The sequence below is a fragment of the Pseudomonas cerasi genome, from assembly GCF_027983475.1.
In the GTDB taxonomy this organism is placed as follows: Bacteria; Pseudomonadota; Gammaproteobacteria; order Pseudomonadales; family Pseudomonadaceae; genus Aquipseudomonas; species Aquipseudomonas cerasi.
Genome location: NZ_JAQJVM010000003.1, coordinates 944,780 through 958,085, shown reverse-complemented (window position 1 = coordinate 958,085; position 13,306 = coordinate 944,780). Strand labels below are relative to the sequence as shown.

The following is a 13,306-nucleotide window of genomic DNA, read 5'->3' as shown; positions in this document are numbered from 1 at the left end:
CCAACTCTAAGGACAGGAACTTCATGGGTAACTCGACACCACACACCTTGCATTCGGACGCCGTCTGTATCGGCTTCGGTCCGGCCGGTATCGCGCTGGCCTGCGCGTTTGCCGATGCGCGGGAGGCCAATGACCCGCTGGGCGCGCTGTCCGTTCGCTATCTGGAGGCCGCGCAGGACAGCCAATGGCATCGCGAACTGCTGCTGGCCGGAACGGACATCAACCATCACGTATTTCGCGATCTGGTGACCCCGCGTAATCCACGCAGCCGCTTCTCGTTCGCCATGTACCTCAAGGAACACGGGCGAATGTTCGATTTCGGCCTGCTGGGCCGCCCGGCCAGTCGCCATGAATGGTCGGACTATCTGGCCTGGGTCGCCGCACAGGTGGGCAGTCAGACCTGCTTCAACACGCCGGTCACAGGCATTGACCCGGTGCTGCGTCACGGACGCCTGCATGAACTACGCGTATGCACGCCGGATACCAGCTTCACGACGCGCAATGTCGTGCTGTCCAGCGGCAGTGCGCCGCGTATTCCGCACGCGTTCGAGGCGCTGATCGGCCCGACGCTGTTTCACACGTCGCAGTTTCTGAGCCGCCTGCAAGCCTTTGGCGAGCAGTTGCCCAAGCGCTGGCTGGTGCTCGGTTCGGGGCAGAGCGCCAGTGAATCGGTGCTGGAACTGGTCAGCCGCGACCCCAACATCAAGGTGCATTCAGTGCATCGCTCGGCTGGTTTCAAACTCACCCAGTTGGGCCAGTTCCCCAACCGGGTATTCGCTCCGGATCACGTCGATTATTTCCATAGCCTGGACCCCGCCGCGCGGCAGCGTTTTCTCGACTGGAGCCGCTCGACCAATTACGCAGGGATTGATCCGGACGAAAGCCAGAAGCTGTTTTCGTTGATCTACGAAGACGCCATCGCTGGTCGCAAGCGCCTGCAGACCTACGCCTACAGCGTGATCAGCGCCATCGAGCCCGTCGCCGAGGGCTACCGGGTCGAGCTGACCGACACGTTCAGCCAGCGCACTCAGGTACTGGAGGTCGACGCCGTGGTGCTCGGCACCGGGTATCAGCACTACCTGATACCGCCGTTGTTGAGTGGTTTGCAGCCATGGCTGCAGGCCGATGTCGACGGGGGGCTGCTCATCGATCGGGATTATCGAGTCGCCACTCAAGGCGAGTGCGACGTGAATATCTGGGTCAACGGTCTTTCCGAACGCAGTCACGGAATCAGTGACAGTCAGTCGTTTTCACTGATGGCGTTGCGCGCCGAGCGTATCGCCACGGCCCTTCAGGAGGTTGTAGCACCGGCCGCCGAACCCTTGCTGGCACAGTGGAAGTGAAGCCCATGTACAACTCTCTTTGCGAAATCGTTCACGATCAGACCTTCCTCAAGGTGACTGGCCTGGGGGCCGATTTTTTCCTGAAAATGGAATCACTCAACCCGGCAGGCTCGATCAAGCTCAAGACTGCCGTGGGGTTGATCAATGACCTTCAGGCGCGAGGGCTGCTGGGCCCGGACACGATTCTGATCGAGTCCTCGTCGGGCAATCTCGGGGTGGCGCTGGCGATGATCTGCGCTGAACGGGGCATCCCGTTTACCTGCGTGGTCGACCCCAACAGTTCCAGCCACAACATCCGCATGATGCGCAGCTACGGCGCCGAGGTCATCCAGGTCGAAATCCCGGACGCCAACGGCGGCTTTCTCGGGACGCGCATCGAGCTGATTCGTGAAAAAGTGGCCAGCGACCCGCGCTATGTCTGGCTCAATCAATACGAGAATGCGGCCAACCCGCGTGCCCATGCGCGAACCACAGCGCGTTCGATCAGCCAGCATTTCGGCCATGTGGATTATGTGTTCGTCGGTGCCGGGACCACTGGCACGCTGATGGGCTGTGTCCAGCATTTTCAGCGGCATCACCCGACCACCAGAATCATTGCCGTCGACAGCGTCGGTTCGGTGACCTTTGGCACTCCGGCCAGCCGTCGCTTCATACCGGGACTGGGCACCAGCCAGCATCCGCCAATCTTCAAGGCTGATGGTATTTACGCGCTGGAAATGGTCCCGGAATCCCGTACCGTCGCCATGTGCAGAATCCTGGCGCGCAGCAAGGGCCTGCTGGTCGGCGGGTCCACCGCAACGGTGATCGCTGCGGTGCATGCCTGGCGCGAGCGCATCGAGCCCGGTTCAGTGGTCGTGGCGTTGTCGCCGGACTGGGGCGAGCGCTACCTGGATACTCTTTACGATGATCAGTGGGTCGAGCAGCGTTTTGGCCATGAAGTGCTGAGCATGACCTTGGCGGATCTTTCCTCATCAGAGGCTGCAACATCTCCGGGAAGCGTGGAAACGCCTTCGCGAGCAAGCTCGCTCCTACAGAATGGGTGTGTAAAGGTCGTGCGCGCGCACGCAACGCCTTGTGGGACCGAGTTTGCTCGCGAAGACGGCGGTTCAGTCGCAGCGCCTTCGGGTGCAAGCGCGCTTGCGCAGGAGCAGAGTTCAACCTTCTGGCTGGCCGCCGAGCGGCTGAAGCGGTCGGCTTTCCATGTGGTCGACGGTGAGGTGGTTGCACGCCTGCTGGCGGCAGACCCGCTGGTCTGTATCGATGACGTGCAGGCGGCGTATCTGGCCCATGAGGCTGGTCAGACCATCAATCCCGACAGTTACTTTCTGCGCTTTGCGCAGGCACCGGCCAATCGCATCATTGCCTTGCCCGCCAGCCTGTCGGGCGAGCAGCCAATCAGTGGCATCAAATGGATTTCCAGCTTTCCGGGCAATATCGACACGGGCCTGCAGCGCGCCTCGGCAGTGCTGATCCTCAACGATCCACTGACCGGCTATGCCTTTGCCTGTCTGGAAGCCTCGCGCATCAGCGCCATGCGCACGGCAGCCTCGGCGGTGCTTGGGGCACGCTGGATGAACCGCCAGCAGCGTCATGTCGGACGAATATCGTTCATCGGTGCCGGTTTCATTGCCCGCACCATCCTCGACATGTTCGTCAGCGATGGCTGGACGATGGAGGCCGTCAGCGTCTTCGATCAGCACCATGACTCGGCGCTGGCGCTGGTCGGGCATGCTGCCAGTCGCCATGGACTGCACAGCGAGCCGAGCGACCTGGTGACGTGCCTGCAAGCCGATGTGGTGGTGTTCGCCACTACCGCGCCAAGCCCTTATGTACTGGAACCGGTGTTTCAGCCGGGGCAACTGGTGCTGAACATCTCGTTGCGCGATCTGGGTCCGGAGGTCATTGCACAGGCCAACAACATCCTCGATGACGTCGAACACTGCCTCAAGGCTCAGACCTCGCCTGACCTTGCCGTGCAGCAGTATCAGCATCGCTCGTTCATTACCGGGACGCTGGCACAGCTGATGACCGGGCAAGTGGAGCTGAGTCCGGACAAGGCTTCGATCTTTTCGCCGTTCGGGCTCGGCGTGCTGGACCTCGCCGTGGGGCAGCGGGTGTATCGCCAGGCGGTGGCCGAGTGCAGCGCTTTGCCGGTGCCGCAGTTCTTCTTTGAATCGGCGCGCTGGTGATGGCCATGCACACGCATACCGTCGCCATTATCGGCATGGGCTCACGCGGGTTGAGCATTCTGGAGCAGTTGATCGGCATGAGTCGCCAAGACGTGCAGCAACCGCTGCGTATCGAGGTGTTCGATCCGCAGCCGCCGGGCAGCGGGCTGCACCTTGCGCAGCAGCCGGATTACCTGATGCTCAACACCATGGCTGGTCAATTGTCAGCGTTTTCTTCGGCATTCCCGGCGTGCGAACCGCCAGGCCCGACCTTTTTGCAATGGTGCAGCCGTGAGGATGTACGCCTGGACGCGCGCGGTCATGTCAGCCTGGACGGGCAGGGCAGAGCGGTGGCATTTGGCGACTTCGTGCCGCGTGCATTGCTCGGGCGCTATTTGCAGGACAGTTACCGTTTCCTGCTGCAACGCTGCCCGGCGCATGTGCAGGTGCGTCACCACACCGAGCAGGTGCTGAGCGGCCAGCCAAGGTCAAAAACGCCGGGTTTCCGGCTGCGCACCGGCAGCCTGGTAATGGACGTCGACGGCGTATTCCTCACCAGCGGACACGCACCTGAAAACCCCGCGCAGCAGGACGTCGGCGATTGCGTGGTCATCGAAGGCCTGGGACTCACGGCCATGGACACGCTGGCCCATCTGACTGAGGGGCGCGGCGGGCGCTACGTGCGCGATGGTGGCTTTGCCGGCTGGCGCTACCTGCCGTCCGGACGCGAGCCCAGGGTGCTGATGCATTCGCGTAGCGGATTGCCGTTTCATGCCAGGCCGCAATGGCATGCCTGCCGTCACGCCCCGTTGCCAAGGCTGTTTTTTACGGCCGATGCCATAGCCCGTTTGCGCGAGCAGAGGGAAGGCGGGCGGCTCGACTTTCGCGCCGATGTGCTGCCCCTGATCAAGGATGAGATGCGTGCCGTGTTTTATCAGGCCAGGGTCCGGATGGAGGCGCCTGGGCGATTGGACTCTGTTCAGCGCCTGCTGCGCGAGTCCATCACCAGATCGGCAGTGTTTGCCCGTCTGGCAGAGCAATGGGGTGCATTCGATCCTGAGCACTGGCTGAGCACTCAGACCTGGTCTGGCGCCGAAGACTCGTATGGACCGTGGTTTGTCGACTGGATCAAACGTGACCTGGCCCTGAGTCGGCTGGGCACCGCGCACAGCCCGATCTGTCAGGCGCTGGAGGTCTGGCGCGATTATCGCGACCTGTTGCGTCTGGTCGCTGATCGCAACGGCCTGACTGAATCCTCGACGCGGGAGTTCTATGGCGTATGGGCGGGGCTGAGCAATCGTCTGGTCGGTGGGCCGCAGAAGGAACGCCATGAGGACCTGCTGGCGCTGATCGAAGCCGGGGTCGTGACGCTCTTGCCGCCGATGAGTGACGTGCAGGAGCCGCATAACTGCCTGTCTGCCCGCGTTGCCCACAGCGGCGTGTCGGGCAGTCGTCGGGGGTTGATCAACGATCTGCGCGAGCGCGGGCTGATTCGCGCCGCCCATGCCTGGCCTGCCGATGGCATCGACACCGACGTAGCGGGCCGCGCAATCGGTCGCGACGGTGAGGTGCAGCAGCGGCTATGGGTTCTCGGGCCCGCCGTGGAAGGCTGCACGTTCTACAACCACTACATACCGACACCTGACCCGTGCTGTCGCGCGCTGATCGAGGCGCGCCGGGCGGTCGAGTCCTGCCTGGATACGCTGACAAAGACAACTTCAAGTGGCATCACATTTCAGTTGAACAAAGCCATTCAAGCTATTAATTAAAAAGGAATTATTGCCATGTACGAAATCACGTTGCTGACCGCTCTCGCTGGCGCGTTCATCGTGCTGATCATCAGCCCCGGTCCGAATTTTCTGGTGATCACCCAACTCTCGTTCAGCCAGTCGCGGCAGCAGGGTATCTGTGCCGGGCTGGGCGTGGCCTCGGGCAGCATTCTCTGGGCCTTGCTGGCCGCCACCGGGTTGGGGCTGGTATTTCAACAGTTGCCATGGCTGCAACCGACCCTGCAATTGCTCGGCGGTGCCTACCTCACCTGGCTCGGCAGCAAAAGCCTGCGCAGTGCCGGCAGCCAGCCCAAACCCAGGGACATCGCTGCGCTGGGCATTGGCAGTCTGAGCCGTGCCTATCGGTTCGGTCTGCTGACCAACCTGACCAATCCCAAGGCACTGGCGTTCTACACCAGCGTGTTCACCACCGTGACCACGCCAGGCATGCCGATGTGGGTGCGCACTGCGGGTGTGTCGATCATCGCGGTACTGGCGATTTCCTGGTTCGTGCTGCTCGCCACGCTGTTTTCGATACCTGCGGTACAGGCGCGCTATCAGCGCATGAAGAAGGCCATCGACATCGTCACCGGCCTGTTCATGATCGCTTTCGGCCTGCGCCTGCTGATCGGTTTGCTGCCTGTTGGCTTCATCCACTGAAGTCATCTGTAAAGGAATACCTGAATGCATCGCAACGACTGGCACTACCCGACTTCCATCCGCGCAGGCGCAGGACGCGTCAACGAACTGGCCGACGCCTGCAGGGTGACCGGCATACAACGTCCGCTGCTGATCACCGACAGCTTTCTGGGCAGCACCGACATGATCGCCAGCGCCGTAGAGGACTGCCGCAGTCAGTTGGGCCACTGCGGCCTGTTTGACCGGGTCAAGGGCAACCCGACCGGCACCAACGTCGCCGAGGGGCTGCACGCTTACAGAACCGGTGGCTACGACGGTGTGATTGCCTTTGGCGGCGGCTCGGCGCTGGACGCCGCCAAGGCAGTCGCGCTGATGTCGGGCCAGACCCGCCCGTTATGGGATTTCGAAGACATCAACGACAACCACCTGCGCGCCGATCCGGATGGCATTGCACCGCTGATTGCGCTGCCGACGACGGCCGGGACCGGCTCTGAAGTCGGGCGTGCGTCAGTGATTACCGATGAACAGGCGCAGGTCAAACGCACCATCCTGCACATTCGCATGATGCCGCGCATCGCGATTCTGGATGCCACGCTGACACTCGACCTGCCCAGGCACCTGACCGCCGCCACCGGCGCCGATGCCTTGACCCACTGCATGGAGTCCTGGTGTTCGCCGGCCTGGCACCCGATGGCCGAAGCGGTTTCGGTCAAGGGCATGCAGATGATCAAGGCGTTTCTACCGCGTGTCGTCGCCGACGGGCAGGACCTTGAGGCGCGGCAGCAGATGCTGGTGGCCTCCAGCCTTGGCGCCGCTGCATTTCAGCGCGGTCTGGGCGGCGTACACGCGATCGCCCAGAGCCTTGGGGCGCTCTACGATCAGCATCACGGCTTGCTCAACGCAATCCTGCTGCCCTATGTGCTGGAGGCCAATCGTTCGGTGCTGCAGACGCAAATGGACGATCTGGCGGTTTACCTGCGGTTGCCGTCGCCCGGCTTCTCCGGGGTGATGGACTGGCTGCTGACGCTGCGCGAGCAGATTGGCATTCCACATACGCTGAGCGAGATCGGCATCGATGATCGCGAAGCCGAGCGCGTCGGGCGGATGGCTTTCGTCGATGGCTGCTCGCACACCAACCCGATTCGCCATTCGGCGCAGGTCTACGCGCAGATTTTCAGCCGCGCTGTGAGGGGCGAGTGAACCATGACCGCCCTGACGAGGCGGGCATACAGCGTCTTGAGCAGGTCTGGCGGGGATTCGTCGAGCCGGGCCGGATCGTCGGCGGGGTGCTGTTGCTGGCTCGCCAGGGCCGCCTGGAATACGCCAGTGCACGCGGTTGGGCGGATCGCGAGCAGCAGATTCCGATCACCCGCCACACGCGTTTTCGCCTGGCCTCACTGACCAAGCTGTTGACCTCGGTTGCGGTGTTGCGGCTCTGCGAACGGGGTGTGTTGGATCTTCAGGCTTCGGTGACTCATTGGTTGCCAGCCTTTCGACCGCATCTGGCCAATGGCCGCGAACCGTCCATCACGCTGCAGCACCTGCTGTCGCACACGTCGGGTTTGAGCTACGGCTTTGAGCAGGCGCCCGAGAATGCCTATCAGCGGGCCGGGGTGTCGGACGGGCTGGACCGGGTCCCGTTCGACCTGCAGGAAAATCTGACACGTTTGGCGCGTGTGCCCTTGCTCTTCGAGCCCGGCAGCGCCTGGGGATATTCGCTGGCCACTGATGTGCTGGGTGCAGTGGTCGAACAGGCCACTGGCCTGAAGTTGTCAGAAGCCATCGATAAATGGGTAACCGTACCGTTGCGCATGCACGCGACCTCATTCAGGCACCTGCCGGAACATCCGCTGGCCAGCGCCTACAAGGACGGGCTCAGCGGCCCGCAGCGTATCGCCGACGAGGATGAGGTGCTGCTCGCCAGCGGCAAGGCGCGGCTGTCCGCAGCTCGCGTCTTTGACACCGGTGCGTATGAGTCGGGCGGTGCGGGAATGCTGGGCACGGCTGATGACTATCTTCGGCTGCTCGAATGCCTGCGTCTCGGCGGCGCGCCGCTATTGAGTGAAGCCAGTACCGCACGCTTGCTGGGCAATGCGATTGGCCAGACGAGCATCGCCAGCCGCGGACCCGGCTGGAGGTTCGGGTTGGGGCCGATGATTCTCACCGATCCAGTGCTCGCCGGGCAGCGGCAGGGCGCAGGGACCTGGTCATGGTGCGGCCTGTATGGCAGCCATTACTGGGTCGATCCGCATGCTGCGCTGAGCATGGTGGTCCTGACCAATACAGCGGTTGGCGGCGCGTGGGGCGAATTTGCCGACGCGATCGTCGATGCGCTTTACCCCGCGCCTGCGGTCAGGCCCGGGCGAATTGCTTGCGGTAGCTGCTCGGGCTGATGCCCACCAGATTGCGGAAGTGCCGGCGAAACGACTCTTCGGAGCCGAAGCCGGCGCGGTCCACCACTTCGTTCAGGCGTAATTTCGACGATTCCAGCAGTTCCTTGGCGTAGGCAATGCGCTCACCGAGCAACCAGTCGTAAGGCGTCAGCCCGGTGCTTTCCATGAAGCTGCGGTGCAAGGTACGGGTACTGAGCGCCGCCCTGGAGGCCATCTCCTTGATGCTATGCGGGCGCTGCAAGTCGCTGCGAATCCAGTCCATCAGGTTGGAAATCGGCCCGTCGCTGGCCGATACCAGTTGCCGGGATGCGTATTGCGATTGTCCGCCTTCGCGATGAGGCGGGATGACCATGCGCTGCGCGACCATGTTGGCGACGCGCGAGCCGTGATCGTTGCGCACCAGGTGCAACATCATGTCCAGCCCGGCGGCCGAGCCTGCTGCGGTGACGATGCTGCCCTGATCCACATAGAGTTCGTTGGGCTGAATGGTCAGGCCAGGGTACATGGTGGCCAGCAGGTCGGTGTAGCGCCAGTGGGTCGTCACCTTGTGCCCGTCGAGCAGACCCGCCGCCGCCAGGACGAAGGCCCCGGTACAGATCGAGCAGATTCGCGCGCCGCGTGCATGAGCCGCCTGGAGCTGTTCGATGAGCCGTTGCGGAACCGCGGATTCCACCCCGCGCCAGCCCGGCACGATGATGGTGTCGGCGTTTTCCAGCAGCACCTCGCCGGGTGTCGGCACGATAGTGATGCCCCCGGCAGCGGTGATCGGTCCGTCGTCGACCGGGAAGGTCGCGAACTCGTACCAACTGACGCCCAACTCGGGTCTTTTCAGCGCAAAGACTTCCACCGTGCAGCCAAATTCGAAGGTGCACAGCTGGTTATAGATGAGTGCGACAACGAGATGATTTTTCATGGCGCGATGTTACCGGATATTGGCATTTCAGCCAGTAGTTTGGCGTGATGCTACTGAGTAATCTGCTCTGTGTCACCGCTGAAACCCGCTTAACCCTCACTATGATGCAAGTGGTCTGCCATGCAGGCCCTGGAGCCAACTCGTGCCACTCAATATCGGTATCTACGTTTATGACGACGTCGAGGTTCTCGACTTCGCTGGCCCCTATGAAGTGTTCACCACCGCAACCCGCATGCACGCTCGCAACAGCCGTGATGACCGGCAGTTGTTCAACGTATTCACCATCGGCCGCAGCACCGCGCCGGTGCGTGCCCGCGCCGGCCTCAAGGTCGATCCGGATTTCTCGATCAACGACCATCCGGCCGTCGACTGCCTGATCGTTCCGGGTGGCGTCGTGACCGCCGAACTGGAAAAACCCGACGTGATTCACTGGATCAGCGATCAGTCGGAGCCTGGCCGCGTGGTCGCTGCCGTGTGCACCGGCGCCTTCCTGCTGGCCAGGACCGGCAAGCTGGCCGGCAAGCAAGTGACCACGCATTGGGAAGACATCGACGACCTCAAGGAAATGTTCCCGTCAGTGGACGTGCTCAGCACGCTGCGCTGGGTCGATGAGGGCTCGTTCGTGACATCGGCAGGTATTTCTGCCGGTATCGACATGAGCCTGCACTTGGTCGAGCGCCTGCACAGCCGTGAACTGGCCGAACGCACGGCGCTGCAAATGGATTTCGACTGGACCGAGAACGACTGAGTCATCCAGTCGCGCTGCGGATACCCCTGAAGAGGCTATGTGCCCGAAATGTGCATAGCCAGCGCTTCAACGCGATAGCCAGCGTTCGCTTTACCCCCGCTTGAGACATTCATTCGAATGGCCGATAACCCGGCCAGATCGGTGTTTCGGCGGGGGTTTCCTGTATTCCCGAGCCTTTGGCTCAGCGGCAGGGCCGCACCCACCTTTGCAAAACCAGAGTGCAGGACACATGAAAACCCACTTCTTCAAAGTCGTTCAAACCGTTGCACAGCACGGTTCGTTCTCGGAGGCCGCCGCCATTCTGGGCTGCAGCCAGTCGAACATCAGCTATGCCATCAAGGAGGTCGAAGATTTTTTCGAAAAACGCCTGTTCATTCGCAGTCGCACAGGCTGCACGCTCACCCCTGAAGGCAAGGTCATCAGCCAGACCCTGGGAAATATCATGGCCACGCTCGAACAACTAAAAAAAATGGGGTCAGTGGTAGCGTCACCATTCATTATCACTCGCACATCCGCGAGACCGGCCTGAGTGCCTCGCTGGACTTTCTCGCCCATCATTACCCCGATATCCATCTGAACGTGCTGCACCGCAGCGAACAGAATCCGTCGCTGGACACATTGATAAAGGGCGTGGCCGATATCCTCATCCTGCCGGCTACTGTGCTGGACGAGCATTATCTCGAACACCATTGCTGGTCGGACCATTACGTACTGGTAGCGGCGCGAAGCAAGCAGGGCGCGGCGCAGTGTTTCGCCGAACTTGCGCAGGTGTCGCGCTATGTGGCCTGGCGGCATCCTGGGGTGGAGCGCCTGCACCAGCAACTGGCATCGGCACAGCTACGGCTCAGCCAACGCGGCGAGCTCAGTTGCCTGGACACGCTGCTGGACCTGGTCGCCAAGCGCCATTGCATCTCGATTGTGCCCAGCGCGCTGTTGAGCGGGCGGCTTCGCGAGCTGGAATCTATCCCGCTGCCGCTGACCGTGAGACGCCAGATCAGCGTCGTGGCGCGGCCTGCTTCATTGTTGTCCAACGCCGCCAATGCCGTGGTTCAGGCACTCAAGAAACCACCGGCCTCGAACACTCGGCCTGATTGACGCAGGTGTCGCAAAACGTTGTCACAGTGCCCTTAACGAGCGTTTGACCGCGACATGAATGCAACGAATCGGGCCGGCAAGGCTCATATCCGTAAGCAATACATTCAGGACGCTCCGCATGCGGGGCGTCTCAGGTCGCCGATTCGAGAGGAAGACTGAACGCTATGACGATACCGGACAAGCAATACGTGGACTGGCTGGTCGAGCAATCGATGCTTAACGCCGCAAGACAGCGCGCCAAGACCTATTCGGGGCAGGGCAGGCTCTGGCAGCGTCCTTTCGCCCTTGCGCGTCCCAGAGACGCCTCCGCTATCGCCTCGGTCTGGTTTACCGCCTACCCGGCCTCCATCGTCACCCGTGAAGGTGGCTCGGTGCTTGAAGCACTGGGTGATGAAACGCTGTGGCATGCACTGTCGGAAATCGGCATTCAGGGCATTCATAACGGCCCGCTCAAGCTCTCCGGCGGACTGAAGGGGCGTGAGCGCACGCCGAGCATCGATGGCAACTTCGACCGCATCAGTTTCGGCATCGACCCGGACCTGGGTACCGAAGCACAACTGTTGAGCCTGTCGCGCATTGCCGCAGCGCACAACGCGGTGATCATTGATGACATCATTCCGTCGCACACCGGCAAGGGCGCAGACTTCCGCCTGGCCGAGATGGCGTACGAGGATTATCCCGGTTTGTTCCACATGGTCGAGATCCGTGAGGAAGACTGGCAGCTGTTGCCTGAAGTGCCAGCCGGCCGCGATGCGGTCAACCTGATGCCCGATGTGGTGGATCAGCTGCGCGACAAGCACTACATCGTCGGCCAGCTGCAACGGGTGATCTTCTTCGAGCCTGGGGTCAAGGAAACCGACTGGAGCGCCACCGACGTGGTACACGGCGTCGACGGCAAGGCCCGCCGCTGGGTCTACCTGCATTACTTCAAGGACGGCCAGCCCTCCTTGAACTGGCTGGACCCCAGCTTTGCCGCGCAGCAGATGATCATCGGTGACGCGCTGCATGCCATCGATGTCATGGGCGCCCGGGTGTTACGTCTGGACGCCAACGGCTTCCTTGGCGTCGAACGTCGCGCCGAAGGCACCGCCTGGTCGGAAAGCCATCCGCTGTCGATCACCGGCAACCAGCTTCTGGCTGGTGCGATCCGCAAGGCGGGCGGCTTCAGCTTCCAGGAGCTGAACCTGACCATCGATGACATTTCCTCCATGGGGCAGGGTGGCGCGGATCTGTCCTACGACTTCATTACCCGGCCGGCCTATCAGCACGCGCTGCTGACCGGCACCACCGAATTCCTGCGCCTGATGCTGCGTCAGGTGCATGCCTATGGCATCGATCCGGCATCGTTGATCCATGCCCTGCAGAACCACGACGAGCTGACCCTGGAACTGGTGCACTTCTGGACGCTGCACGCTCACGACACCTTCCATTACCAGGGCCAGACGTTCCCGGGCAACATCCTGCGCGAGCACATCCGTGAGGAAATGTACGAGAAACTGTCCGGCGAACACGCGCCATACAACCTCAAGTTCGTCACCAACGGCGTCTCTTGCACCACAGCGAGCATCATCACTGCTGCGCTGGGCATTCGTGACCTGAGCACCATTACCGATGCCGACATTCAGCAGATCCAGCACATTCACCTGCTGCTGGTGATGTACAACGCCATGCAGCCGGGCGTATTTGCCCTGTCGGGCTGGGACCTCGTCGGTGCGTTGACGCTGCCGGCCGAGCAGGTCGACCACCTGATGCAGGATGGCGACACGCGCTGGGTTCATCGTGGCGCCTACGATCTGGTCGATCTGGACCCCGCAGCCGAGTTTTCTGCGGGTGACATGCCTCGTCCCAAGACGCTTTACGGCAGCCTGGTCAGTCAGCTTCAGCGACCTGATTCGTTTGCCTCGCAGCTCAAGAAGATTCTTGCTGTGCGCCGTGCCTATGACATCGCCGCAAGCCGTCAGATTCTGATTCCGGATGTCGAGCATCCGGGGCTGCTGGTCATGGTCCATGAACTGCCGGCTGGCAAGGGCACGCAGATCACTGCGCTCAATTTCAGCGCCGAGACGATCGTCGAAACGCTGCAACTGCCCGGTATTGCGCCAGGTCCGGTGGTCGACATCATCAACGAGCGTGTCGAAGGCGATTTGACCGAGCAGGGCGAGTTCACTATCACCCTGGACGCCTACGAAGGGCTGGCCCTGCGTGTGGTCAGCGCCTTGCCACTGTAAGGTGTAACGC

At 62.0% G+C, this 13,306-nt stretch carries 11 protein-coding genes; 10 read left to right on the top strand and 1 reads right to left on the bottom strand.

The features are described from left to right. Window positions 1-23: 23 nt before the first annotated feature. From PI739_RS19840 to PI739_RS19815, 6 genes are read left to right on the top strand one after another with little or no spacing between them, the layout of a single operon-like run. Window positions 24-1,343, top strand: a complete 1,320-nt coding sequence (locus tag PI739_RS19840) for a lysine N(6)-hydroxylase/L-ornithine N(5)-oxygenase family protein (RefSeq protein ID WP_271352122.1) — start codon at window positions 24-26, stop codon at window positions 1,341-1,343. Window positions 1,344-1,348: 5 nt separating this feature from the next. Continuing rightward, window positions 1,349-3,532 carry a 2,3-diaminopropionate biosynthesis protein SbnB gene (gene sbnB, locus PI739_RS19835; protein ID WP_271352121.1) on the top strand — a complete coding sequence of 728 codons (2,184 nt, stop codon included), beginning with the start codon at window positions 1,349-1,351 and terminating at the stop codon, window positions 3,530-3,532. After that, entirely contained in the window at window positions 3,532-5,280 is a 1,749-nt protein-coding gene (locus PI739_RS19830; RefSeq protein ID WP_003370767.1) for an FAD/NAD(P)-binding protein, read from the top strand. Before sbnB ends, PI739_RS19830 begins: the two co-directional genes overlap by 1 nt. A 15-nt stretch (window positions 5,281-5,295) precedes the next feature. Then, window positions 5,296-5,940, top strand: coding sequence for a LysE family transporter (locus tag PI739_RS19825; protein ID WP_003370769.1), 645 nt, complete (start codon window positions 5,296-5,298; stop codon window positions 5,938-5,940). Between the two features lie 24 nt (window positions 5,941-5,964). After that, window positions 5,965-7,119 carry an iron-containing alcohol dehydrogenase gene (locus PI739_RS19820; protein ID WP_080479702.1) on the top strand — a complete coding sequence of 385 codons (1,155 nt, stop codon included), beginning with the start codon at window positions 5,965-5,967 and terminating at the stop codon, window positions 7,117-7,119. Then, the gene (locus PI739_RS19815; RefSeq protein WP_129485266.1) at window positions 7,116-8,312 is read left to right on the top strand and encodes a serine hydrolase domain-containing protein; all 1,197 of its coding nucleotides are present in this window, start codon (window positions 7,116-7,118) and stop codon (window positions 8,310-8,312) included. The genes PI739_RS19820 and PI739_RS19815 overlap by 4 nt, the downstream gene beginning before the upstream one ends. Here the strand turns inward: PI739_RS19815 and ftrA are convergent. Further along, on the bottom strand, window positions 8,272-9,225 hold the full coding sequence (gene ftrA, locus PI739_RS19810) for a transcriptional regulator FtrA (RefSeq protein ID WP_096120694.1): 954 nt from the start codon (window positions 9,223-9,225) through the stop codon (window positions 8,272-8,274). The two genes, PI739_RS19815 and ftrA, sit on opposite strands and share 41 nt — an antisense overlap. A 142-nt stretch (window positions 9,226-9,367) precedes the next feature. Here ftrA and PI739_RS19805 point away from each other — a divergent pair, with 142 nt between their 5' ends. From PI739_RS19805 to treS, 4 genes are all read left to right on the top strand, one after another. Continuing rightward, window positions 9,368-9,973 (top strand): DJ-1/PfpI family protein, encoded by a 606-nt coding sequence (locus tag PI739_RS19805; RefSeq protein WP_003435425.1) that lies wholly within the window; start codon window positions 9,368-9,370, stop codon window positions 9,971-9,973. A 229-nt stretch (window positions 9,974-10,202) separates the two neighbouring features. Next, window positions 10,203-10,502, top strand: coding sequence for a LysR family transcriptional regulator (locus PI739_RS19800; RefSeq protein ID WP_003370783.1), 300 nt, complete (start codon window positions 10,203-10,205; stop codon window positions 10,500-10,502). Next, window positions 10,499-11,068: a LysR substrate-binding domain-containing protein gene (locus tag PI739_RS19795; protein WP_244618977.1), complete on the top strand. Its 570-nt coding sequence runs from the start codon at window positions 10,499-10,501 to the stop codon at window positions 11,066-11,068. Before PI739_RS19800 ends, PI739_RS19795 begins: the two co-directional genes overlap by 4 nt. Window positions 11,069-11,232: 164 nt before the next feature. Beyond that, window positions 11,233-13,296, top strand: a complete 2,064-nt coding sequence (gene treS, locus PI739_RS19790; protein WP_271352120.1) for a maltose alpha-D-glucosyltransferase — start codon at window positions 11,233-11,235, stop codon at window positions 13,294-13,296. Window positions 13,297-13,306 lie beyond the last annotated feature (10 nt).

Bases quoted from the DNA above. Each gene is read 5' to 3' on its own strand.
- PI739_RS19800 (WP_003370783.1), top strand. From the start codon at position 10,203: ATGAAAACCCACTTCTTCAAAGTCGTTCAAACCGTTGCACAGCACGGT.
- treS (WP_271352120.1), top strand. From the start codon at position 11,233: ATGACGATACCGGACAAGCAATACGTGGACTGGCTGGTCGAGCAATCG.
- sbnB (WP_271352121.1), top strand. From the start codon at position 1,349: ATGTACAACTCTCTTTGCGAAATCGTTCACGATCAGACCTTCCTCAAG.
- PI739_RS19830 (WP_003370767.1), top strand. From the start codon at position 3,532: ATGGCCATGCACACGCATACCGTCGCCATTATCGGCATGGGCTCACGC.
- PI739_RS19820 (WP_080479702.1), top strand. From the start codon at position 5,965: ATGCATCGCAACGACTGGCACTACCCGACTTCCATCCGCGCAGGCGCA.
- PI739_RS19840 (WP_271352122.1), top strand. From the start codon at position 24: ATGGGTAACTCGACACCACACACCTTGCATTCGGACGCCGTCTGTATC.
- PI739_RS19825 (WP_003370769.1), top strand. From the start codon at position 5,296: ATGTACGAAATCACGTTGCTGACCGCTCTCGCTGGCGCGTTCATCGTG.
- ftrA (WP_096120694.1), bottom strand. From the start codon at position 9,225: ATGAAAAATCATCTCGTTGTCGCACTCATCTATAACCAGCTGTGCACC.